The 22,865-nt window shown below is 64.2% G+C and carries 26 protein-coding genes; 15 read left to right on the top strand and 11 right to left on the bottom strand.

What is annotated here, in order from left to right; all coding sequences use genetic code 11:
• Positions 1-2: 2 nt before the first annotated feature.
• The 3 genes from L610_RS16590 to L610_RS16580 are packed head-to-tail and all read left to right on the top strand — an operon-like array spanning position 3 to position 2,892.
• Complete coding sequence (locus tag L610_RS16590) at positions 3-1,601, top strand: heme biosynthesis protein HemY (RefSeq protein WP_144706433.1); 1,599 nt, start codon at positions 3-5, stop codon at positions 1,599-1,601.
• A gap of 27 nt (positions 1,602-1,628) precedes the next feature.
• Entirely contained in the window at positions 1,629-2,099 is a 471-nt protein-coding gene (locus tag L610_RS16585; protein ID WP_144706431.1) for a TerB family tellurite resistance protein, read from the top strand.
• Position 2,100: 1 nt separating this feature from the next.
• Complete coding sequence (locus tag L610_RS16580; protein ID WP_144706429.1) at positions 2,101-2,892, top strand: glutamine amidotransferase; 792 nt, start codon at positions 2,101-2,103, stop codon at positions 2,890-2,892.
• Here the strand turns inward: L610_RS16580 and L610_RS16575 are convergent.
• On the bottom strand, positions 2,858-4,093 hold the full coding sequence (locus tag L610_RS16575; protein WP_144706427.1) for an MFS transporter: 1,236 nt from the start codon (positions 4,091-4,093) through the stop codon (positions 2,858-2,860). The genes L610_RS16580 and L610_RS16575 overlap by 35 nt on opposite strands.
• A gap of 90 nt (positions 4,094-4,183) precedes the next feature.
• The gene (gene hemA, locus L610_RS16570) at positions 4,184-5,398 is read right to left on the bottom strand and encodes a 5-aminolevulinate synthase (protein ID WP_144706425.1); all 1,215 of its coding nucleotides are present in this window, start codon (positions 5,396-5,398) and stop codon (positions 4,184-4,186) included.
• A 161-nt stretch (positions 5,399-5,559) separates the two neighbouring features.
• Between hemA and wecB the strand changes: the two genes are divergently transcribed.
• The 4 genes from wecB (at position 5,560) to L610_RS16550 (ending at position 9,285) form a co-directional block, all read left to right on the top strand.
• Positions 5,560-6,699: a non-hydrolyzing UDP-N-acetylglucosamine 2-epimerase gene (gene wecB, locus L610_RS16565; RefSeq protein ID WP_144706423.1), complete on the top strand. Its 1,140-nt coding sequence runs from the start codon at positions 5,560-5,562 to the stop codon at positions 6,697-6,699.
• A 37-nt stretch (positions 6,700-6,736) separates the two neighbouring features.
• Positions 6,737-7,438: a fumarylacetoacetate hydrolase family protein gene (locus L610_RS16560; protein ID WP_144706421.1), complete on the top strand. Its 702-nt coding sequence runs from the start codon at positions 6,737-6,739 to the stop codon at positions 7,436-7,438.
• A gap of 174 nt (positions 7,439-7,612) precedes the next feature.
• The gene (locus L610_RS16555; RefSeq protein WP_144706419.1) at positions 7,613-7,975 is read left to right on the top strand and encodes an RcnB family protein; all 363 of its coding nucleotides are present in this window, start codon (positions 7,613-7,615) and stop codon (positions 7,973-7,975) included.
• Positions 7,976-8,094: 119 nt separating this feature from the next.
• Positions 8,095-9,285 carry a diguanylate cyclase gene (locus tag L610_RS16550; protein WP_144706417.1) on the top strand — a complete coding sequence of 397 codons (1,191 nt, stop codon included), beginning with the start codon at positions 8,095-8,097 and terminating at the stop codon, positions 9,283-9,285.
• On the opposite strand, the gene L610_RS16545 is transcribed toward L610_RS16550, so the two are convergent.
• Positions 9,282-9,893, bottom strand: a complete 612-nt coding sequence (locus L610_RS16545; RefSeq protein WP_144706415.1) for a hypothetical protein — start codon at positions 9,891-9,893, stop codon at positions 9,282-9,284. The two genes, L610_RS16550 and L610_RS16545, sit on opposite strands and share 4 nt — an antisense overlap.
• A 30-nt stretch (positions 9,894-9,923) precedes the next feature.
• Entirely contained in the window at positions 9,924-10,280 is a 357-nt protein-coding gene (locus tag L610_RS16540; RefSeq protein WP_144706413.1) for a hypothetical protein, read from the bottom strand.
• Between the two features lie 175 nt (positions 10,281-10,455).
• Between L610_RS16540 and L610_RS16535 the strand changes: the two genes are divergently transcribed.
• The 6 genes from L610_RS16535 to L610_RS16510 all read left to right on the top strand — a co-directional run bounded on the left by L610_RS16535 (position 10,456) and on the right by L610_RS16510 (position 15,007).
• A complete protein-coding gene (locus tag L610_RS16535; RefSeq protein ID WP_024847203.1) occupies positions 10,456-10,917 on the top strand; it encodes a GNAT family N-acetyltransferase in 462 nt (153 codons plus the stop codon).
• A 67-nt stretch (positions 10,918-10,984) separates the two neighbouring features.
• A complete protein-coding gene (locus L610_RS16530; RefSeq protein ID WP_144706411.1) occupies positions 10,985-11,353 on the top strand; it encodes a hypothetical protein in 369 nt (122 codons plus the stop codon).
• 214 nt (positions 11,354-11,567) lie between these two features.
• The gene (gene sdhC, locus L610_RS16525; protein ID WP_144706409.1) at positions 11,568-11,972 is read left to right on the top strand and encodes a succinate dehydrogenase, cytochrome b556 subunit; all 405 of its coding nucleotides are present in this window, start codon (positions 11,568-11,570) and stop codon (positions 11,970-11,972) included.
• Positions 11,973-11,976: 4 nt separating this feature from the next.
• Positions 11,977-12,360 (top strand): succinate dehydrogenase, hydrophobic membrane anchor protein, encoded by a 384-nt coding sequence (gene sdhD, locus L610_RS16520; RefSeq protein ID WP_024847206.1) that lies wholly within the window; start codon positions 11,977-11,979, stop codon positions 12,358-12,360.
• A 13-nt stretch (positions 12,361-12,373) separates the two neighbouring features.
• Entirely contained in the window at positions 12,374-14,212 is a 1,839-nt protein-coding gene (gene sdhA, locus L610_RS16515) for a succinate dehydrogenase flavoprotein subunit (protein WP_144706521.1), read from the top strand.
• Positions 14,213-14,227: 15 nt separating this feature from the next.
• Complete coding sequence (locus L610_RS16510; RefSeq protein WP_024847208.1) at positions 14,228-15,007, top strand: succinate dehydrogenase iron-sulfur subunit; 780 nt, start codon at positions 14,228-14,230, stop codon at positions 15,005-15,007.
• A 72-nt stretch (positions 15,008-15,079) separates the two neighbouring features.
• Here L610_RS16510 and L610_RS16505 read toward each other — a convergent pair whose 3' ends face one another.
• The 7 genes from L610_RS16505 to L610_RS16475 form a co-directional block, all read right to left on the bottom strand.
• Positions 15,080-15,415 carry a hypothetical protein gene (locus L610_RS16505; RefSeq protein ID WP_024847209.1) on the bottom strand — a complete coding sequence of 112 codons (336 nt, stop codon included), beginning with the start codon at positions 15,413-15,415 and terminating at the stop codon, positions 15,080-15,082.
• A 30-nt stretch (positions 15,416-15,445) separates the two neighbouring features.
• Positions 15,446-16,060 carry a pyridoxamine 5'-phosphate oxidase family protein gene (locus tag L610_RS16500; RefSeq protein ID WP_024847210.1) on the bottom strand — a complete coding sequence of 205 codons (615 nt, stop codon included), beginning with the start codon at positions 16,058-16,060 and terminating at the stop codon, positions 15,446-15,448.
• A gap of 10 nt (positions 16,061-16,070) precedes the next feature.
• Positions 16,071-16,718, bottom strand: a complete 648-nt coding sequence (locus L610_RS16495; RefSeq protein WP_024847211.1) for a septation protein A — start codon at positions 16,716-16,718, stop codon at positions 16,071-16,073.
• A complete protein-coding gene (gene ftsY, locus L610_RS16490) occupies positions 16,718-18,163 on the bottom strand; it encodes a signal recognition particle-docking protein FtsY (protein ID WP_144706407.1) in 1,446 nt (481 codons plus the stop codon). Before ftsY ends, L610_RS16495 begins: the two co-directional genes overlap by 1 nt.
• Before the next feature lie 17 nt (positions 18,164-18,180).
• Positions 18,181-19,476 carry a tRNA (N(6)-L-threonylcarbamoyladenosine(37)-C(2))-methylthiotransferase MtaB gene (mtaB, locus tag L610_RS16485; protein WP_034329358.1) on the bottom strand — a complete coding sequence of 432 codons (1,296 nt, stop codon included), beginning with the start codon at positions 19,474-19,476 and terminating at the stop codon, positions 18,181-18,183.
• Positions 19,477-19,651: 175 nt separating this feature from the next.
• Complete coding sequence (dapF, locus tag L610_RS16480; protein WP_024847214.1) at positions 19,652-20,536, bottom strand: diaminopimelate epimerase; 885 nt, start codon at positions 20,534-20,536, stop codon at positions 19,652-19,654.
• Between the two features lie 88 nt (positions 20,537-20,624).
• A complete protein-coding gene (locus L610_RS16475; protein ID WP_024847215.1) occupies positions 20,625-21,404 on the bottom strand; it encodes a glycosyltransferase family 25 protein in 780 nt (259 codons plus the stop codon).
• Positions 21,405-21,746: 342 nt separating this feature from the next.
• Between L610_RS16475 and L610_RS16470 the strand changes: the two genes are divergently transcribed.
• Entirely contained in the window at positions 21,747-22,439 is a 693-nt protein-coding gene (locus L610_RS16470) for a hypothetical protein (protein ID WP_144706405.1), read from the top strand.
• Entirely contained in the window at positions 22,436-22,858 is a 423-nt protein-coding gene (locus L610_RS16465) for a hypothetical protein (protein WP_144706403.1), read from the top strand. Before L610_RS16470 ends, L610_RS16465 begins: the two co-directional genes overlap by 4 nt.
• Positions 22,859-22,865: the final 7 nt, after the last annotated feature.

Here is a 22,865-nt window from a genome sequence, read left to right as displayed (position 1 = left end):
TGATGTTCCGTATCCTGTTCTTCCTGCTCCTCGTTTTCCTGATTGGTCTTGGCTTCGCGTGGCTCGCCGACCGGCCCGGCGAGCTGGTCATGACCTTCAACGGCTACCAGTATCAGGTGAGCCTGATGGTCGCCGCCGTCATCATGGTGGCGGTCGTGGCGCTGACCATGCTGAGCTGGTGGGTTCTGAAAGGCATCTGGTACAGCCCCTACACCGTGACCCGCTATTTCCGCGTCCGCCGCCGCGACCGTGGCTACCAGGCGCTGTCGACCGGCATGGTCGCCGCCGGTGCGGGCGATGCCGCGCTGGCACGTAAGAAGAAAAAGGAAGCGATGAAGCTGATCGCGGCCGATCAGGAGCCGCTGATCCATCTTCTCGACGCGCAGGCGTCGCTGCTCGAAGGCGATCACGAAGCTGCGCGCACCAAGTTTGAGGCGATGCTCGCTGATCCGGAAATGCGCCTGCTTGGTCTGCGCGGCCTCTATCTGGAGGCTGAACGGCTGGGCGACCGTGTCGCTGCGCGCCACTATGCGGCAAGGGCTGCGGAGGTGGCACCGCAGCTTGGCTGGGCTACCGATTCGACGCTCGAAGAGAAGGTCGAGGCGGGCGACTGGGACGGCGCGTTGAAGCTGGTCGAGACGCAGAAGGCGACCAAGCAGATTGACAGGGTCGCCGCAAACCGCCGCCGCGCGGTGCTGCTGACGGCGAAGGCGCAGGCGATCTTCGATGCCGATCCCGCCGGCGCGCGCACTGCCGCGACCGAAGCCAACAAGCTCGCGCCGGACCTCGTTCCAGCTGCGGTGATTGCCGCGCGCGCGGCCTTCCGCCTCAATGACATGCGCAAGGGCGCAAAGATCCTCGAGGCTGCTTGGAAACTCGAGCCACATCCCGAGATCGCCGAGGCCTATGTCCACGCGCGGCCGGGCGATTCCACCCATGATCGCCTTGAGCGCGCAAAGCGCCTGCAATCGCTTCGCCGCAACAATGTCGAGTCGGCGCTCGTGGTGGCGCGGGCTGCGCTCGACGCGGGCGAATTCGGACTTGCGCGGCGCGAGGCGGAGACTGCGGCAAGGCTTGGTCCACGCGAAAGCGTGTTCCTGCTGCTAGCTGACATCGAAGAGGCCGAAACCGGCGACCAGGGCAAGATCCGTCATCTGCTCGGTCAGGCCGTGCGCGCGCAGCGCGATCCGGCCTGGGTTGCCGATGGCGTCGTTTCGGAAAAATGGGCGCCGCTGTCGCCCGCCACCGGCCGACTCGATGCGTTCGAGTGGAAGGTACCAGCGGAAAAGATCAGCCAGCTGATCGAGCCCTATGAGCCGGAGGCGCCCACGCCGAAGCCGGTGATCGCGGCTCCGGCTGCACCGGCTCGCCCGGCCGAACCGGTCGAGGAGGCGAAGGTGGAGCAGCCCGAGCGTCCGGCTGCCGCAAAGAAACCAGAGGAAGCGGCGGGTCTCGCTTCGGTCGTCATCACGCCGCCGGTGCTCGATGCCGAGCCGGTTGATCTGGAAGAGGAAGAAGTCCGGATTGCCCGCCTGCCGGATGATCCGGGTGTCGATCCCGAAGAAAAGGAAGAAAAMCCCGCCGGCTTCAGACTGTTCTAGCGAAAAGCTTCGCGCTACTAAGAAGGTATGCTCGACCAACTCAAGACCTTCCTGGCCAATCTGAAGCCAGCTTCCGGCGACAAGCTGCCGGAAGCGGACGATCCGCGCGTGGCGGCGGCGGCACTGCTGACCTATGTTGCGGACGCGGATGGCACGCGCGCGGATTCCGAGCGCGCCCAGTTGCGCTCTGGACTGGCAGAAGCGTTCGGCTTGTCGGGCAAGCAGCTCGACCAGCTGCTGTCAGCGGGCGAGCAGGCGAGCCGCGAGGCGATCGACTTCTACCAGTTCACCAGCGTTCTCAACCGCACGCTGCAGCAGCCGCAAAAATCAGAGCTGGTGCGTCTGCTGTGGGAAGTCGTCTACGCCGATGGCGAGCTGCATGAACTCGAGGACAATGTCGTCTGGCGCGTTGCCGAACTGATCGGAATCGAGCAGCGCGAACGGGTGCTCCTGCGCAAGCAGGCGCGCGAAGCGGCGGGAATAGGCGAACAGGACTGACATGCATCCGCACGATCCGCATCGGCCCTCGCGGGGAAAGATCCTCATCGTGCTGCATCAGGAGCGATCAAGCCCGGGCCGGGTCGGCCAGCTTCTCACTCAGGCGGGCTTCCATCTCGACATCAGGCGCCCGCCGCTGGGCGATCCGCTGCCGGAGACGCTGCACGAGCATCGCGGCGCGGTGGTGTTCGGCGGACCGATGAGCGCCAACGACCCGGAGGAGTATATCCGGCGCGAAACTGAGTGGCTCGCCGTGCCGCTCAAGGAAGAGAAGCCGTTCCTCGGCATCTGCCTTGGGGCGCAGATGCTGGTGAATCATCTTGGCGGCCGCGTTGGCCCGCGCGAAGACGGCGCGGTCGAAATCGGCTGGTACCCGATCCACGCGACCCAGGAAGGCAAGCAGATGATGGACTGGCCGGACATGGTCTATCAATTCCATCGCGAAGGTTTTTCGCTGCCTTCCGGCGCGACGCTTCTTGCAGGCGGACAGACCTATCCGAACCAGGCGTTCCGCTATGGCAGGAAGGCCTATGGCATCCAGTTCCATGCCGAACTGACGCGGGCGATGATGCACAGCTGGGTGGTGCGCGGCGCAAGCCGCTTCGAGCTGCCCGGCGCGCAGCAAGGCCGTGAGCACCTCAACGGCCGGTTTTTGTGGGACATCAGGCTGCGGCGCTGGCTGGAGGAATTCCTCCAGCACATCTTCGAGCATGGGTCCGACGCGCGCGTCGTTCCGGCCGCAGAGGCCAACGAGGCAATCAGGTACGGCCGTCGAGACGACGTGCTCTCCTGAGTTCCGGGAACAGCCACGCCCAGAGCGCTGCGATGCCGATCGCGCCAATCCCGCCGACGACCACGGCGGGGACGGTGCCGATCAGCGAGGCCATGGTGCCGGCGCGGAATTCGCCAAGTTCGTTCGAAGCGCCGACGAAGACGCCGTTGACGGCACTGACGCGGCCGCGCACGCGATCCGGCGTCCAGAGCTGGATCAGCGTGCTGCGGATATAGACGCTGACCATGTCCGCGGCGCCGAGCAGCGCCAGCGCGGTGATCGACAACCACGGGATCGTCGAGACACCGAAGACGATGGTGAAGACGCCGAACAGCGCGACGAAGAAGAACATGAGCAGGCCGGCGTGGTCGCGGATCGGATGGCCCGCAAGCCAGACGGCAACGCAGACCGCGCCAAGGCCCGGCGCCGAGCGCAGCATGCCGAGCCCCCATGGGCCGAGCTCGAGGATATCGCGCGCATAGACCGGAAGGAGCGCGATCGCGCCGCTCAGCAGCACGGCGAAGAGGTCGAGCGAGATTGCCCCCAGCACCACCTTCTCGCTGCGAATGTAGCTGAAGCCGGCAAAGAGCGAGCCAAGGCCGCTCGATTCGCGCTCGAAATGCAGTGCGGGCTTCGGGATCGAGAAGATCAGCAGCGCGGCAACGCCCATCATCACAGTGGCGACGGTGTAGGCTGCTTCAGGCGAGATGCCGTAGAGCAGGCCGCCCGCTACCGGGCCGACGATGGTGGCGACCTGCCAGGCAGACGAGTTCCAGGCGACGGCGTTTGCGAAATCCTCCGGCGGCACGAGATTGGCGACGAGCGACGATGAGGCAGGCGAAAAGAACGCGCGGGCTGTGCCGAACACCGCCAGCACGAGGAAGACGTGCACGACGTTGGTGAGACCCCGAAGCGTGAGAAGCAGCAGCGCGAGCGCACACAGCGCCTCGACGGTGATGGCGAGGCCCATGATAAGGCGCCGGCCGAACCGGTCGGAAACGGCGCCCGTCACCAGCACCAGCAGCAACGCCGGCGCGAACTGCACCAGACCAACAAGTCCCAGATCGAACGGATTGCGGGTCAGGTCATAAATCTGCCAGCCCACCGACACCGAGACGATCTGCGAAGCAAAGTTCGTCGCGAAGCGGGCGCCGAAGAAGCGCAGATAGGACGAGTGGCGGAAGGCGGCGTAGCGGTCGTCGGGACGTGCGGAAGAGGGCATGCGGGAACACTCTGTGCGGGCTGGCCGCCTGATAGCGCAACTCGCCGCGGCCGCGCAGGCCTATTCAGGCGCGTTCCGTTTGCCGAAATGTCAGGCGACCTGGCGGGCGAGGGCGCAGCGGGACCAGAGGCTCGACAGGGCATGCACCAGCGCGTCGATGTCGGCATCCGTGTGCAGCGGCGTCGGCGTGATACGCAGGCGCTCGGTCTTCTTCGGCACCGTCGGATAATTGATCGGCTGGACGTAGACCCCGTACTCGTCGAGCAGCAGGTCGGAGATCCATTTGCACTTGGCCGCATCGCCCACCATCACCGGCACGATGTGGCTCGGGTTCGGCATCACCGGGATGCCGAGCTTGTCGAGACGCTGGCGCACTTTTGCGACGCGGTCGCGATGGGCCGCGCGCTCGACATTGCTGGTCTTGAGGTGGCGGATCGAGGCGAGAGCGCCAGCCGCGATGTGCGGCGGCAGAGCGGTCGTGAAGATGAAGCCTGAGCCGTAGGAGCGGATGAAATCGATCACCGCCGCGGAGCCGGTGATATAGCCGCCGACAACGCCGAAGGCCTTGCCGAGAGTGCCCTCGATCAGGGTGATCCGGTTCATCAGCCCTTCGCGCTCGGCAATACCGCCGCCACGCGGGCCGTACATGCCGACGGCATGGACCTCGTCCAGATAGGTCATCGCGCCATGCTTTTCGGCGACCTCGACGATGTCAGCAATAGGGGCGATGTCGCCGTCCATCGAATAGACGCTCTCGAAGGCGACGATCTTCGGCCGGTCGGGGCCGACCTCGGCGAGTTGCCTGTCGAGATCCTCGACGTCGTTGTGCTTCCAGATGCGGCGCTCTGCCTTCGAGTGGCGAATGCCCTCGATCATCGAGGCGTGGTTTCCGGCGTCGGACAAGATCACGACGTCCGGGATCTGCGCCCCGAGCGTCGACAGGCTGGTCCAGTTGGAGACGTAGCCCGAGGTGAACAGCAGCGCGGCCTCCTTGCCGTGCAGGTCGGCAAGCTCCTGCTCGAGCAGGACGTGATAGTGATTGGTGCCGGAAATGTTGCGGGTGCCGCCGGCGCCCGCACCGTAGCGGTCAAGCGCCTCATGCATGGCTTCGATCACCTTCGGATGCTGGCCCATGCCGAGATAGTCGTTCGAGCACCAGACGGTAACGTCGCGAATCTCGCCGTGGGCGTGACGGCGTGCAGCCGGGAATGCGCCAGCCTGGCGCTCCAGCTCGGCAAAGACGCGATAGCGCCCTTCGTCCCGCAGGACGTTCAGCTTCGTGGCGAAAAAGGCTTCGAAGTCCATGTCGCGTCTTTCGTGATAATTCGTCTTTTCGTGTTTTCCGCGCCTTCGGTCAAGTGTCGGGGGTGATGCTACGTAAGTCTGAGGTCAGTCTCGCCCCGGCTTTACTGCCCGGGAACGAGTTTTGCGCTATGACTTTCTCATAGTCAGGAGAGGGGGACGCCATGCCGCGAGGGGACCGACCGACGAAGACCGTGCTTGCCGTTTTCGGCACGCGGCCGGAGGCGATCAAGATGGCCCCGGTGGTGAAGGAGCTGCAGCGCTCCGACCGGCTGCGGGTGCGCATTTGCGTTACAGCCCAGCACCGGCAAATGCTCGACCAGGTGCTGGAGCTGTTCGACATCGTGCCGGACTACGACCTCGACCTGATGAAGCCCAACCAGACGCTCGACGCGGTTACGGCCGGCGTGCTCACCGGCATCGGCCAGGTGCTCGATCAGGAAAAGCCGGACCTCGTTCTCGTCCACGGCGACACGACGACGACGCTGGCAGCATCGCTTGCTACCTTCTACCGGCGGCTCCCGCTCGGCCATGTCGAGGCGGGGTTGCGCTCTGGCAACCTGCAGGCGCCGTGGCCAGAAGAGATGAACCGGCGCGTGACGACGCTTGCGACGCGTTTTCATTTCGCACCGACGGCGACGTCCAAGGCCAATTTGCTCGGCGAAGGCGTTCCGGAAGCCCACATCCACATCACCGGCAACACGGTGATCGACGCGTTGCTCGAGACGGTGGAGAAGACGCGCGAGTGGGCACGGCAGGCTGAGTTTGCGCAGCGCTTCTCGTTCCTTGACCCAAAGAAAAGGCTGGTGCTGGTGACAGGTCACCGGCGGGAGAATTTCGGCATCGGCTTTGAGAACATCTGCAACGCGCTCAACGAGATTGCGCAGAAGCATGACGTACAGATCGTTTATCCGGTGCATCCGAACCCGAGCGTGCGCGAGCCGGTCGAGCGGCTGCTAGGAGCCAACCCCGCGATCCACCTGATTGATCCGCTCGACTACGAGCCGTTCGTGCACCTGATGGATCGCGCCTTCATCATCATCACCGATTCCGGCGGCGTGCAGGAGGAGGCGCCGTCGCTCGGCAAGCCGATCCTGGTGATGCGCGACACGACCGAGCGCCCGGAGGCGGTCCAAGCGGGAACCGTCATACTTGTCGGCACCGATCGCGCCAGGATTGTTGGTGAGGCTTCAAAGCTCCTGACTGACGAGGCGCACTACCGGCGCATGGCGCAGGCGATCAATCCCTATGGCGACGGCCTTGCCGCAAAGCGCATTCGCGCCGTCATTGAGGATGAGCTATAAGCCGGCCTCTCAGGCCGCAGCATCATTGGAGCACAGCGTGACATTCGTATTTCCCCCAGCGCCGCAGGCAAGCGTTGCCGTTCGCGGCGAGGCCGCCCGTTTTCCGGTCCGCCGCATCTTCTGCGTTGGCCGAAACTACGCCGCGCACGCCCGCGAGATGGGAAAAGACCCCGATCGTGAGCCGCCGTTCTTCTTCACGAAACCGGCCGACGCGGTGGTTGAAGACGGTGACACGATCCCTTACCCGCCGCTGACCGAAGACCTACACCACGAGGGCGAACTGGTAGTCGCGACCGGCAAGGGTGGTTTCAACATTCCCGAGGCCGACGCGCTGTCGCATGTGTTTGGCTACGCGATCGGCAACGATCTTACGCGCCGCGACCTGCAAGCCGAGGCCAAGGAGCTTGGCCGTCCTTGGGATTTCGCCAAGGGATTTGACCGCTCCGCCGTCTGCGGCCCGATCGTGAAGGTGGAAGAGGTGGGCCACATCAGCTCCGGCGCCATCACCCTTTCGGTAAATGGAAAGGAGCGCCAGCGCGGCGACATTGCCGACCTGATCTGGTCGATCCCGGAGGTGATTGCGATTCTGTCGCAGTCGATTCGGCTCGAGGCCGGGGACCTGATCTACACCGGCACGCCCGCCGGAGTGGGCGCGCTGGTGCCGGGGGATGTCTGTGTCGTCGAGGTCGAAGGGCTCGGTTCCGTCACCACGACAATCGGGCCGCGCGAAGCCGCCTGATCTCTCGGTCTTAGCGTCCAGCCTGCCGGGCCGATCAGTCCGGCAGGTTGTTTCCTGCGCGCGTTAACCTTCGTAAAGGTTTGATTTAATTACCAAACGGTAATCTTACCGTTCATTTTCCATTCAGTTTCGCGCCGCTAGGTTCGCCTCATCAACAACGAGGACCCCCCAAGAATGTTCAAGCGTACGATCCTTGCGGCGATTGCCTTCTCCTTCATCGCGGCCCCGATGGCGCAGGCCCAGACCCGCCACGATCCGCGGCACCCGGCCCCGCAGCATCATCACCAGCCGGCGCCGAAGCCGCATTTCCAGGCTCCCGGTAAGAAGCCGCAGGCGCACGCTCCGACCCCGAAGCGTCATCACTGGAAGCGCGGCGAGCGCGTGGCGGACTGGAAGCGCCGTCCGGCGGTTCGTGACTACCACCGCCACGGCCTGAAGCGCCCGTCGAAGGGCCAGCAGTGGGTCAAGGTCGACAACGACTACCTGCTGATCAGCGTCGCAACCGGCCTCATCCTCGGCATCGCTGCTAGCCGGTAAGGCTCAATCAACGAGAAATTACAGTGGACCGGCCGCCGCAGGGTGGGCCGGTTCATTATTTTAGGCCTTAACCTTCTTTTTGTTGCTATCCATTATCCCGTTACCAAACGGGAACCTCCATGACCGGTGCGGCCTACATCCTGATCATAGCCCTGTCGATCACGGGGCTGTTCAGCGCTGCCTTTGCGGCAATCGCGCTCTACGACCGCCGCTACATTTCCGCATGGTGGTTCGCGGCGACCTATGTGATGGGCATCGCCTACGGCGTCTCCGAATTCCTGCTGCCGTATTTTTCGAATCTGCAGCTCGGCGCCTTCCTCGGCCACGTCCTGTTCCTGGTCGCCCTCACATTGCTCAATATCGGCCTGACCTGGCATTACAATGTGAAGACGCCGATGGCGGCGCTGGCGTGCATCTTCATTGTTTCGGTGGGAATCAGCAGCGTCATTCACGGAATGCCGCGCGATTCGTTCACGCGGCTGATGCTCTACCAGGCGCCTTACTGCGCGATGCAGGCGCTGGGCGTTTACATCATCCTGCTCGCGCCAAAGCGCCGCACGCTCGACAACGTCCTGGCGGGCTTCCTCGTCATCAGCTCGCTGCACTACCTGCTGAAGCCCTTCCTGGCAGTGGCCTTCGGTGGCACGGGGCCGTCCCCGGCGAGCTACCTGACGACCACCTATGCGATGGCATCGCAGTCGCTCGGCACGGTGCTGGTGGTGGCAACCGGCCTGTTGCTCCTGGCCAGCCTTGCCTTCGACATCATCCAGCAGATCACGCTGCGCTCCGAGACTGACGCGCTGTCGGGCCTTCTCAACCGGCGCGGCTTCGAGCTGCGGTTGGCAGAGCTCGCGCGCGAGAGTGCCGAGAAGCATTTGCCGCTGACGCTGGTGACCTGCGACCTCGACCACTTCAAGACGGTCAACGACACCTATGGCCACACGGCCGGCGACCGTCTGATCGTGTTGTTTGCCGACATTCTGCGCCGCATTGGGCGGCCGAATCATGTTGCCGCGCGCATCGGCGGCGAGGAATTTGCCGTCATCCTGCCCGCGACCAACCTGCACGCGGCGAGACTCCTCGCGGAAAACATCCGCAGCGTCTATTCCGCCAGCCGGCCGCAGGACATTGCCCGCGACCTGCGCATCAGCGCCAGCTTTGGCGTTGCGGAACTGGCCGAGGGAGAAAGACCGCAGTCGCTGTTCGCTCGTGCTGATGCCGCGCTCTACGACGCCAAGCGCGCCGGCCGCGATTGCGTGCGGCCGAGCCTGTTCGTTTGCCCGACGGAAGAGAAGTCGGGCTCCTGCTAGTTGGAGGTCTCGGTCACCAGTGCGTAGCGGACGAGCTCGTCGCGCGACAGGTGATAGAGCGACTGCGGCGGCGTATCGAGCGCATGCAGCCACAACTCCGCTTCCACGCCCATTTCCGTGAGATAGCGGGCGATGCGCGCAATGGCGATTGCATCTTCAATCGAGCCGCCCGGCGAATTGAGGGAGACCGTCTTCACCTCTGACTCAACGGTCGCGAATTTCTCGCGAATACGTCGGGCCGAACCGGGCTCGATCAGGCCGGTGAGCTCAACCACGCCGTTGGCCTTGAGGTCGAGCTGCATCGGCCGGAGCAGCGGGTCAATGGAAGATTCTGCCGGGGGAGCGGTATAGCTTGTTGCCTCTCGGGGCTGAGGTGCCGCGCGGCTGATGGGGACTGCCGGCGTGCCCATCGGCCGCAATGCCGGGGCCTCGCTCTCGAAGGCTACGGGGACTTCAAGGGCGACCAGCGCGATCACCCCCGCCAGCATGCCGTAGATGGCGGAACGAAGTGTCTCGCCCGCGTCGAAGCGGGAGATGTAGCGCGACAGTCGTGACTGCGGGCGAAAGGCAACGCGCGGGGAGCGGCGAAAGGTCTGCGCTGCCTGCATCGACGCCCCCTCTGTTCGTTGAAAACCCGGTTACCTGCAGACGAGCGGCGCTTGCGGGATCTCGCCGTCGGTCAGGCCGTTCATGTGGGCGCGGCCCGTCCAGACATGCGGCGGGCGGGTGCAGAAGGTGTAAGTCTTTTCCTCGGCCTGAGGCTTGTCGTCGAGGTAGACGACCTGGGGCTCGTAGTAGGAGCCGGTCTCGTTGTAGGCGTCGGCGGTATGGCCCATGCCGACGATGATGCGCTTGTAGCCGGCGGGGCTATGGATCACGAGGTTGCCATAGGAGTCGGCATAGACCCGGTCGCTAACCGCGCCGCCGGCTGCCGCTACGGAAACAGAAGCCAGCATCGCCGCAGCGACGGCACTTGCTAGGAAGATATTGCGCATCGGTTTGCTCCCAAGCCGACAAGAACAGCAACGTTAACTCAGATATTAACCTTTTATTAACCATTGTTAAGGGCTTCTGCACCTGGTCAGGCCCGCGCATGCGAACATGGTTAACGCGCGGTGATTGACAGCCCCATCCGCCTGGGCCGATACAATTGCGATAAAGGAGCGGTGCATGAATCAGCCACACCAGATCGACATCACCCTTCTGCGCCTCAAGGACGCCCGGGCGTTCGCGCCGCTGCTCGCCGCCTATGTGCAGGCCCTGAAGCGCGGCGCGCCGCGCAGGCCGGACGAGTTCTATGCCGAGACGCTGCTGCAGGACCGCGTGGCGGAAGTGCTCGGCGCGCGCATCGACGACAATCTCGTCGGCTTTGCCATCTTCACCGACATGCCGGACCCGATTTCGGGCCTGCGTTGCGGGCAGGTCGATCACCTTTACGTGCACCACGATCATCGCAAGAAGGGCATCGCCAAGGCGCTGATCGACGTCCTGAGCGATCAGGCGGAGGAGCGCGGCTGGTCGCGGCTGATCCTCAACGCGCCGCGCCAGCCGGAAGAAGGACGCCGGCTCTACGAGCAGATCGCAGCCCCCGCCGACTGGACCTCGCACGTCATTCGCTACGACGTCGCCTGACACTGCGAGCCCGGCGTCTCTTCCGGGCCCTTCATCCTCAATTCGACTGAAAGCATCCCTGCCGCTCATGACGACGAAATTTCATCCGGGCCGTGACGCCCTGCGAGTGGCCCTGGCAGCAGGCGCCGTCCTTTTCCTTGCAGCCTGCGTGTCCGAGACGGGCCCGACGTCCGAAACGACCGGCACCATCGGTGACGGCAATGTCCCCCAGCCACGCAGCGCAACCTATGCCTGCGAGACCGGCGGCAGCATCCGTGTCGAAGCCGGCCGTGGCGCGGTGCGCCTCACCAACACCGAGGGCGAGGTGTTCGAACTGATGGCAGCGCCGCCGAATCAGAACACCCGTTTCGGCCAGAGCGGAATGGCGCTCGTGGTCGAGGGCGGTGAGGCGCTTTGGATGCATGCGGGCAAGGAACCGCTTACCTGCCGCAGGTGAACCTGCGTCCCGGCCGGCAAAAAATGCCGGTGGGGCAAGCGACGATTAATCGATTGAAGCGGGTTTGCGGGAAATTCGGCCGCATTATCGCCACTTTACGGCTTTGACGCGCTGCGAAATCCGCATTAGAAGACCCGCACGCCAAAAGGTCGCGATCCGTACCGGCACCGCCGTTGAATAAGCTCGGAGCGAGGCCCTTAGATTTGGGGGAGCCATGAGCAAAACCACAGCCACCCGCGCCAGACCACTTTCACCGCACCTGCAGATCTACAAACCCATCCCGACGATGGTGATGTCGATCGTACACCGCATCACCGGCGGCGCGCTTTACTTCGGTATCCTCCTGTTCGTTGCCTGGCTGCTCGCAGCGGCGACGTCCGAGGATTGGTTCAACACGCTGAGCGTGATCTACGGGTCCTGGTTCGGCAGGCTGGTCCTGTTCGGCTTCACCTGGGCGCTGATCCATCACGCGATCGGCGGCATCCGCCACTTCGTCATGGACACCGGCCACTGGCTCGAGAAGCACGCGTCCACCCGCATGGCGGTCGCGATGCCGTTCATTTCGGTCGCGATCACCGTGGTGATCTGGATCATCGGCTACATGGCGCGGGGAGCATAAGCATATGTCCGATTTCCGCACTCCACTCTCGCGCGTGCGCGGCCTCGGCGCCGCCCGCGAAGGCACCGGCCACTTCTGGTACCAGCGCCTGACGGGCGTTGCGAACCTGCCGCTGATGCTGTTCTTCATCGGCCTGATCATTGCGCTCAGCGATGCATCGTTCGCCGAGGTCCGCGCCACGCTCGGCAATCCGTTCGTGACGGTCGTGCTGATCCTCGCGCTGCTCTCCGTGCTCTATCACATGAAGCTCGGCATGCAGATGATCATCGAGGACTACGTCCACGGCGAGCTCTGCAAGATCGCGCTGCTGATGCTCAATATCTTCTACACCCTCATCCTTGGCGCGGCGTCCTTGTTCGCGCTGCTCAAGATCGCATTCGGAGGCTAAAGACGTGGCCGAGATCAGAAAGAACCTCGAACGTCCTGCCGTAAACGGAAGAGCGTATACCTTCGTCGACCACAAGTTCGACGTGGTCGTGGTCGGCGCCGGCGGCGCGGGCCTGCGTGCCACCCTCGGCATGGCCGAGCAGGGCCTGAAGACGGCCTGCATCACCAAGGTGTTCCCGACCCGCTCGCACACCGTAGCGGCACAGGGCGGCATCGCCGCCTCGTTGCGCAACATGGGGCCGGACCACTGGCAGTGGCACCTCTACGACACCGTCAAGGGCTCTGACTGGCTGGGCGACACCGACGCCATGGAATACCTCGCTCGCGAGGCTCCGGCTGCGGTCTACGAGCTCGAGCACTACGGCGTTCCGTTCTCCCGTACCGAAGACGGTCGCATCTACCAGCGCCCGTTCGGCGGCCACATGCAGAACTTCGGTGACGGTCCTCCGGTGCAGCGTACCTGCGCCGCGGCTGACCGTACCGGCCACGCGATCCTGCACACGCTCTACGGCCAGTCGGTCAAGAACAACGCGCAGTTCTTCATCGAGTACTTGGCGCTCGACCTGATCATGACCGACGGCGTCTGCACCGGCGTCGTTGCCTGGAACCTCGACGACGGCACCATCCACCGCTTCGCTGCGAAGATGGTGGTGCTGGCAACCGGCGGCTACGGCCGTGCCTACTTCTCGGCGACGTCCGCGCACACCTGCACCGGCGACGGCAACGGCATGGTTGCCCGCGCTGGCCTGCCGCTGCAGGACATGGAGTTCGTCCAGTTCCACCCGACCGGCATCTACGGCGCAGGCTGCCTCATCACAGAGGGTGCCCGCGGCGAGGGCGGCTATCTCGTCAACTCCGAGGGCGAACGATTCATGGAGCGTTATGCTCCGTCGGCAAAGGACCTTGCCTCGCGTGACGTCGTCTCGCGCTGCATGACGCTGGAGATCCGCGAGGGCCGCGGCGTCGGCAAGAACAAGGACCACATCTACCTGCACCTCGACCACCTCGATCCGGCGGTCCTGCACGAGCGCCTGCCGGGCATTTCGGAGAGCGCCAAGATCTTCGCTGGCGTCGACGTGACCCGCGAGCCGATCCCGGTTCTGCCGACCGTCCACTACAACATGGGCGGCATTCCGACGAACTACTGGGGCGAGGTGCTCAACGCCGACGCCGCCAACCCGGAGCGCATCCAGCCGGGCCTGATGGCTGTCGGCGAAGCAGGCTGCGCATCGGTGCACGGTGCAAACCGCCTCGGCTCGAACTCGCTGATCGACCTGGTCGTGTTCGGCCGCGCCGCTGCGATCCGCGCCGGCCAAGTGATCGACCGCGACTCGGCTGTTCCGGACATCAACGAGCAGGCCTGCGAGAAGATCATGGAACGCTTCGACGGCCTGCGCTTCGCCAACGGCGGTACGCCGACGGCGGTGCTGCGCGAGAAGATGCAGCGCGCGATGCAGGAAGACGCTGCGGTGTTCCGCACCCAGGAGTCACTCGAGAGCGGCTGCCGTCGCATGTCGGAGATCTGGTCGGAGCTGCCGGACGTGAAGGTCCACGACCGCTCGATGATCTGGAACTCGGACCTCGTCGAGACGCTGGAACTGCACAACCTGATGGCCTGCGCCATCACCACGGTGCACGGCGCCGAGGCGCGCAAGGAAAGCCGCGGTGCGCATGCGCGCGAGGACTTCACCCAGCGCGACGACGTCAACTGGCGCAAGCACACGCTGTCGTGGGTGGACGAGAAGGGCAAGGTCACGCTCGACTACCGCCCGGTCCACACGGAGACCATGCTGCCCCTCGAAGAGGGCGGCATCGACCCGGCCAAGATTGCGCCCAAGGCGCGCGTCTACTGATCGCGGGGAAAGAGAATGGTTGAAATCACCCTACCCAAGAACTCCCGGGTTCAAGAAGGCAAGGTGTGGCCGAAGCCGGAAGGCGCGACCAACCTTCGTGAGTTCCGCATCTACCGCTGGTCGCCGGACGACGACGAAAATCCCCGCATCGACACCTACTATGTCGATCTGGACGATTGCGGCCCGATGGTTCTCGATGGACTGCTGTACATCAAGAACAAGATCGACCCGACGCTGACGTTGCGCCGCTCCTGCCGCGAGGGCATCTGCGGTTCGTGTGCGATGAACATCGACGGCACGAACACGCTGGCCTGCACCAAGGGCATGAGCGACATCAGCGGGGCGATCAAGGTCTACCCGCTGCCGCACATGCCGGTGGTCAAGGACCTGGTGCCGGACCTGACCGTGCCGTACGCGCAGCTCTCTTCGATCCAGCCCTGGCTGCAGACCGTATCGCCGACCCCGGCGAAGGAATGGCGCCAGAGCCACGAGGACCGCGCCAAGCTCGACGGCCTCTACGAGTGCATCCTCTGCTTCTGCTGCCAGACCTCGTGCCCGAGCTACTGGTGGAACGGCGATCGCTACCTTGGCCCGGCCATTCTGCTGCAGGCCTATCGCTGGCTGATCGACAGCCGCGATGAAGCGACCGGTGAGCGCCTCGACAACCTCGAGGACCCGTTCCGCCTTTATCGCTGCCACACGATCATGAACTGCACGCAGGCCTGCCCGAAGGGCCTCAACCCGGCCAAGGCGATCGCAGAGATCAAGAAGATGATGGTCGAGCGCCGCGTCTGACGCGCCGTCTGGGACCTAAAGATAGGAAAGGCGGGCTTCGGCCCGCCTTTTCTTTTGCCGTCGTGTTGGCGCCTATTTCAGGAGCGCGACGAGATCGGCGATGATTGCTGCCAACACGCCGGCTGCAATCAGCAGCACGCCGATCATGAAGGTCCGGCTCGCCCGGTCGAAGACGCGGCGCTTGAGCGAGTCGTGGCCGAGCATGACCAGGAGCGAGCGCAGCTGGGCGGCAATGCCCAGGAACAGGCAGGCGAGCGCCGGCAGATCGTCCAGCTCCCACGGAACCGGGTTGTTGGCCCACTGCGTCACGAATGAAAGCGAGAACGACAGGACGATGCCGATGACCGTGATCGTCCCGTTGCGGAAAAGTAGTTCGACCAGCTGGTCGTCGTCGTTGTGCTGATGCATGCCTGCCCCTCGTTGCTGCTTGCGGTGCGGTCACCACATCGTGCGGGCATAGGCCTCCGCAAGCGATTTGTCGACTTCCGCGCCGCTCTGGGTCATCGCGATCTGGTCGGCCAGGATCTGGCCGAGGGTCGGCAGCGTCGAACGGTCCGGCCATGTCTCCGGCTTCCAGAGTTGTGAGCGCATGAAGGCCTTGGCGCAGTGCATGTAGCAAGCCTCGACCGTAACGACGAGAACGGTGATCGGCAGTTTGCCGTCGACCGCGAATTTCTCGCGCAGGGCCAAATCAGCCGTGAGCCGGCCCTTGCCATTGATGCGCAGCGTTTCGTTCATGCCGGGGATCATGAACAATAGCCCCGCCGCCGGATTGGCGAGCAGGTTCTCCCAGGTGTCGAGTCGGTTGTTGCCGGGGCGGTCGGGAATGGCGATCGTCGCGTCATCAAGGACGGCGACGAAGCCGGGCTTGTCGCCCTTGGGCGTGACATCGGCGCGTCCTTCGGCGTCCTGAGATCCGATCAGCACAAAGGGACTGTGAACGATGAAGTTGCGCGCGTGGTGGTCGAGCGCGCGCATTTCCTTGAGCCTGGCGCGCTCAGAGGTCTCGCCGTAACGGGCCCGGAGTTCTTCCTTGCTGGTAATGAACTCCATTGCGCCCCTCCTATTCAGCCGGCTTTTCCTCCACGGAATGGCGCATGATGAGCGGCATCTGGCTGAATGTGAAGAGGACGGTGATCGGCAACGTCGCCCAGACCTTGAAGGCGACCCAGAAATCGGTCGAGAAATTGCGCCAGACGACCTCGTTCATCGCCGCGAGGACGAAGAAGAAGACGCCCCAGCGCAGCGTCAGCTTGCGCCAGCCCTCGGCGTCGAGCCTGAAAGCGGAGTCGAAGACATAGCCGAGCAGCGACTTGCCGAATATGAGGCCGCCGAGCAGCACCGCGCCGAACAGCGAATTGACGATGGTCGGCTTCATCTTGATGAAGACGTCGTCCTGCAAATAGAGCGTCAGCGCGCCGAAGATGAAGACGACGACGCCGGACACCAGCGGCATGATCGGCAGTGTGCGGGTCAGCAGCCACGACACAACCAGCGCGACCGCGGTTGCGATCATGAAGAGGCCGGTGGCGACGAAGATCGGCCCGCCGAGCCCGCCGAGCACGGGCCAGGTATCGATGAGCCATTCGCCCCGCGTATTGGCGAAGAAGAAGACGAGCAGCGGCCCGAGCTCCAGCGCCAGCTTCAGCAGCGGGTTGAGCTCCTGCTTCTTCGGGTCCGAGGGATCGCGCTCAAAGACGGGCTGATCCATCAATTTACTCCAGCAATCGCCCGGGCGAAGTCGCGGGCGGAGAAGGGCTCAAGGTCGTCGACCTGTTCGCCGACGCCGATGAAATAGACCGGCAGCTTATGCTTGGCGGCAATGGCGACCAGGATGCCGCCGCGTGCGGTGCCGTCGAGCTTGGTCATCACCAGACCGTTGACGCCCGAGACATTGCGGAAGATCTCGACCTGGTTGAGCGCGTTCTGGCCGGTGGTGGCATCGACCGTCTGCAGCACGGTGTGCGGCGCTTCCGGATCGTGCTTGCCGAGCACGCGGACGATCTTTTCGAGCTCCGCCATCAGCTCGGCCTTGTTCTGCAGGCGGCCGGCAGTGTCGATGATGAGGACGTCGGAATTGTTCGCCTTCGCCTTCTCGAAGGCGTCGTAGGCGAGGCCGGCGGCATCCGCGCCGAGCTTGGAGGAAACCACCTCCGAGCCGGTGCGCTCGCCCCAGATCTTCAGCTGTTCGATCGCGGCGGCGCGGAAGGTGTCGCCCGCGGCGAGCGTGACCTTCAGTCCGCCAGCGGTGAGCTTCGCGGCCAGCTTGCCGATGGTCGTGGTCTTGCCGGTGCCATTGACACCGACGACGAGGACGACGTGCGGCTTGTGCGAGAGGTCGAGTTCGAGGGGCTTCGCCACGGGCGCCAGCACCTTCTCGATCTCCTCGGCCATCACCTTGCGCACTTCCTCGCCGGAAATGTCCTTGCCGTAGCGGCCGGAAGCCAGCGAATCCGTCACGCGGATCGCGGTCTCCATGCCTAGATCAGCGCGCAGCAGCACGTCCTCAAGGTCCTGCAGCGTGTCTTCGTCCAGCTTGCGCTTGGTGAAGACGCCCGCGATCGAGTCGCGCAGCTCGCGCGACGATCGTGACAGGCCCTGAGACAGGCGCTGGTACCAGGACAGCCGCGGTTGCGGCTGGGTCTCTGCCTCCGCCGGCGCGTCCTCGACCCGCGCCTCAACCGCTTTTGAGACGATAACCTTTGCCGGGGCGCGGTCCTCGACAGCGGTGACGGCGGAAAGTTCCGGCTGCGGCGTGGACGGAATCTCCGACGGGCCGGACGGAATTTCCGGCTCGGCTGGTGCCGGCGGGACTTCCTCCGGTTGCGGCTCCGGCATTACCGGTTCCGGCTCGGCCGGAATTTCGGGCCGCGCTGGTTCTGGCGCAGGCGCAACGTCCGGTTCGGGTTGTGGCACTTCCGGAGCAGGCTCCGGCTCTGCGGGCACTTCCTCGGGCTGCGGCGGCACGACCTCGGGTTCTGCAGGAACCTCGGGCGCAATGGGCTCGGGAGCCGGCTCGGCAGGAACTTCGGCTGGCTGGGGCGCGGGAACGTCGGGCTCTGCGGGCTGCAGGACTTCCTGCTCTTCCGCGGGCTTTGCCGCTTCCTCTTCCGTCTTGCCGAAGGAGAAGATCTTCTTGATGAATCCGAGCGCCATGTTTCCTGCCAGTTGCTTCAGGCCGCGCGCATGGCGGCAGTCTGGGCGATCAGCTTCTCGCCGTCGTGACCCGAGATTTTCGCCTCGATGATGTCGCCGGGCGCGCCTGCTGCGATCGAGGTGACGAAAAAGCCCTCGGCGCGGCCGATGCCTTCCTTCTCGATGAGGATGCGCTGCGTCGAGCCGACGAGGCGGTCGAGATGAGCGAGGTGCGCGGCGTCGCCTGCGGCACGCAGGCGGGCTGCGCGTTCCTTGACGATGCGTCGGTCGACCTGCGGCATGCGCGCGGCCGGCGTTCCCTTGCGCGGTGAATAGGGGAAGACGTGAAGATGCGTCAGGCCGCACTCCTCGATGATCTTCAGCGAGTTCTCGAACATCGCGTCGGTTTCCGTCGGGAAGCCGGCGATGATGTCGGCGCCGAAGACGATGTCGGGGCGCAGGCGGCGCACCTCTTCGCAGAAGCGGATGGAATCGTCGCGCAGATGGCGCCGCTTCATGCGCTTGAGGATCATGTCGTCGCCGGCCTGCAGCGACAAGTGCAGGTGGGGCATCAACCGGCTTTCTCCGGCGATCGCCTCCATCAGGCTCTCATCGGCCTCGATCGAGTCAATCGACGAGAGGCGGAGGCGTGCAAGGTCGGGCACCTGCCGGAGGATTGTCGTGACCAGCTTGCCGAGCTTCGGCGTGCCGGGGAGGTCCCCGCCGTAGGAGGTGAGGTCGACGCCGGTCAGCACCACCTCGCGAAAACCATTGCCGACGAGGCGCTTGACCTGCTCGACGACCGAGCCCATCGGCACCGAGCGGGAATTGCCGCGGCCATAGGGGATGATGCAGAAGGTGCAGCGATGGTCGCAGCCGTTCTGCACCTGCACGAAGGCGCGGGCACGGCCTTCCAGCGAATCCACCATGTGCGAGGCCGTCTCGGTCACCGACATGATGTCGTTGACGCGGACCTTCTCGAAATCGTTGACGCCGAAGTCCGGCAACGCGCGGTAGGAGTGCGCCTTGAGCTTTTCCTCATTGCCGAGGACGAGGTCGACCTCGTCCATCGAGCCAAAGCCTTCCGGGTCGGTCTGGGCCGCGCAGCCGGTGACGATGATGCGCGCGTCCGGGTTCTCGCGGCGGGCCTTGCGGATCGCCTGCTTGGCCTGGCGCACCGCCTCGGCGGTGACCGCGCAGGTGTTGACGATGACCGCGCCGCCCGCGAGCGTGTCGAGCCCGGCCGTATGCGCTTCGCGCCGCATCACCTCGGATTCGTAGGCATTGAGCCGGCAGCCGAAGGTGAGGATGTCGATGCCCTTTGGATCGCTCACGGCTTCACCTCCGCAAGACTACCCCCACCCCGTACCCCTCCCCACAAGGGGGAGGGGGATACTGGGACGTGGAGCCCGGCAACAGTTGCTGTCGTCGATGCGAAATGCACCAATTCCCCTCCCCCTTGTGGGGAGGGGCTAGGGGTGGGGGTGATCCCCACATAACGCTTAAACATCATGCCGCGTCCTCGCTGACGCGCTGCCAGGAGCCAGTCTGCGGGTCGAACTCGCCAGCGAATTCCCATTCCGCCGGGCCGGTCATGATGACGTGCTCGTCCTCGCGCCACTCAATGATGAGCTTGCCGCCGCTGGGCGCCGTGATCGTCACCTTGCGCTCGGTGCGGCCGGTGCGCACGCCGGAGACGGCGGCAGCACATGCAGCCGAGCCGCAGGCGAGCGTGAGGCCTGCGCCGCGCTCCCAGGTGCGGATGTTCATCGAAGTGCGCGAGGTGACCTGCGCAATGGTGATGTTGGCGCGCTCGGGGAAGATCGGGTGGTTTTCCAGCAGCGGCCCGAACTTGTCGAGGTCGTAAGACCAGACGTCCTCGTCGACCCAGAAGATCGCGTGCGGGTTGCCCATCGAGGCGACCGAGGGCGAATGCAGCACCGGCGCATCGATCGGGCCGACCTGCAGCTCGATGGCGCGGGTGTCGGCAAACTCTTCGGCGAGCGGAATGTCCTGCCACCCAAGGCGAGGCTTACCCATGTCGACTGAGATCAGCCCGTCCTCGTGCTCGACCGCGTTGACGATGCCGGCGAGCGTCTGGAACGTGAACACCTTCCGGCCGGTCTCGGACGCGAGCGCAGAGACGACGCAGCGGGTGCCGTTGCCGCAGGCCTGCGCCAGCGTGCCGTCGGAATTGATGATCTCGATGTAGAAATCCGTGCCCGCAATGCGCGGGTCATGGATCGCCATGATCTGATCGAAATGGGTTGCCGGATCGGCCACGAGCGCGATCGCGGCCTCGGCCGTGATGCGATCGGCGCGGCCGCGCATGTCGGCAACAATGATCTTGTTGCCGATGCCGTTCATCTTGGCGAAGGAAGCGAGCGCACTCATGGGCGGTATATGGCGGAAATGGCGGGAAATTACCAGTGCCGCGGCCGGGGGCGAAGCGTCCCTGCCGCGACCCGGGCCGCGTTTGGCGTCAGGTGTGGAACTGCGCCCGGTCGATCAGCGGCTCGCGCCGCTGCGAGCGGAAGGCAGCCTGCAGGAGGCAACGGCCGCGGTTGAGCTCCAGCTCCAGCTGCAGCAGGACCTTGCGCAGCTTGCCTGCAGGCCGAAACGGCTTCTTCTGCGGCGGGCGATGAAACGCCAGGACGCTGTCGCCCTCGCCGAGGAAGCGCATCTGCACGGCCTGCGCCGGCTCGATCTGCAGGCCGGAAAGCCACGGCCGGTGCCAGAAATAGGAATCGACCAGTCCGTAGCGCTCGGTGTCCTGCAGCATGCGGCGTGCGACCTGAGGGCCGATCACATAGGCGGCCAGCCCGACGCGGTTCTTGTAGACGCGCCGCGCGACAACCTTCCCGCCAAGGAAGGTGAGGCTCTCGTGCTCGGCGAGGATGTGCGGCTCGGGCGTGAATTCTAGGTCGTAGGCGGTGTTGGCCGGCATGGGCGACCTCTCGATCTCGGCGAGCACCTGCGGCAGCGTGTCGGCCAGCACTGCGTCGTCCTCGAGGATCAGCACCGGCGCGCCCATTTCGGCGACCTTGTGCCAGGCCATCCGGTGTGAATGGAAGCAGGCGATGTCCTGCGGCAGCGTCGGGCCGGGCCAGACATTGGCGGCCGCCTGGCATTCGGCATCGGAGAGATCGCGGGCCTCGAAGGCGTCAAGGAACTCGAAGGAAAGGCCAAGGCGCGCAAGCTGGCTGGCCTGAAATGCCCGGCGAGTCGTTTCCTCTTGCCGGCTTATGATGATGATATGCATGCGGTATCCGGTATGTTGGGCGTCCCGGTTCGGTCGGGCTACGGGAGGTCGCGGCCCGCCCGCGATATGTCGGCGCAATGTCGAATCGGCGCCGCGCAAGACGCGCCGCGCCATTAGCATTTTCCCCGCCCAAAGGATCGAAAAGCCGGAAGCGTTCCCGCGCGCTGTTGCCGCAGGGAAGCGTCAGCCGGTCACGAGTCGATGATGTCTATGGGGAAGTCGGCGAAAGCATGGCCGGGGGGCGCGCGGATCGCTAGCCGCGGCCGCTATTACTTGCAGATTTCGTCGGGACGATTCATATCTACTAGAGGTGTGCTTCGGACGGTGAGAAGGGTGACTCTGATGAATGATCTGATCGGTGTTGGCCTTTATACTCCGGCCGAAGCAAGTCGGTTGCTTCACATACCTGCATCAAGAATTTTTCGGTGGCTTCGCGGGCATGAAGCCGCAGGAAAACAATACGAACCTCTGTGGGACCCTGAGGTAACGCTTGACGACGGGCGTCTTGTTCTGGGCTTTCGTGACTTGATGGAGGCGCGGGTCGCTGATGCCTTCATTCGACAGGGCGTTTCTGCCATTCGCGTTCGCGCGGCCATAAAACTCGCACGCGAAATCATAAAACAAAGTCACCCGCTGTCCACGAATCGATTCTTGACGGAGGGCAGGGAAATATTTCTTCATGTCATAGAAGAAGATGATGATGGCAATCAGACAGAGCGGCTTCTAAATCTCTTTAAGCGGCAATATGAGTTTAAGGGAGTGTTGGAGCCCATTCTGAAGACCGTTGATTTCGGGGCGGACGGACTGCCGAAGATGTGGTGGCCCGCGGGAAGACAGGTGAATATCGTCGTGGATCCGGAGCGGTCATTCGGCGCGCCAATTGACGGGGAAACGAGCATCCCGACTGCCGTCCTCGCTTCTGCGGTGCGTCTGATGGGCGAGGTTGACGCGGCGAAAGCCTACGAAGCTCCAATTTCTGCGGTACGTCGCGCGCTCGAATTTGAAGAAAGATTGGAGCAACGTTTGGCAGCTTGAAGGTCTTCTTCGACAATTGCACGCCGCCAGTACTCGCTACAACGTTGCATGGCTTTGTCCAAAAAGACGGCCATGCCGCGTATCATATAAAAGACGTCCCCGGGCTGCCTCGCGGGCGAAACTCCGCCGATGTCGAGTGGATCGAACTTCTGAAGAAGTCGTCTGAGCGGTGGATATTCATTTCAGGTGATCGGAGGCTACTGAAGAACGCGGCAGAGCGGGCGGCGCTACGCAGTGCGGGGCTCCATGGCTTTATTCTGGCACCCGGCTACCAAAAGACAGAACTCCATCACGTTGCGTCGCTTCTTATCTGGAGGTGGCCAGAGCTGCTGAAGATTACTGAGCTTGTCGCGCCCCCGGCGATGTACGAAATTCCGATGCAGCGCGGCTCGAAGCTTCGTCCAGTGAGTTTGAGATAAGGAAATC

This window comes from Aminobacter sp. J44 (genome assembly GCF_007829415.1).
In the GTDB taxonomy this organism is placed as follows: Bacteria; Pseudomonadota; Alphaproteobacteria; order Rhizobiales; family Rhizobiaceae; genus Aerobium.
The sequence above is the reverse complement of the archived record's forward strand: the minus strand, read 5'-3'. Positions and strand labels throughout refer to the sequence as shown.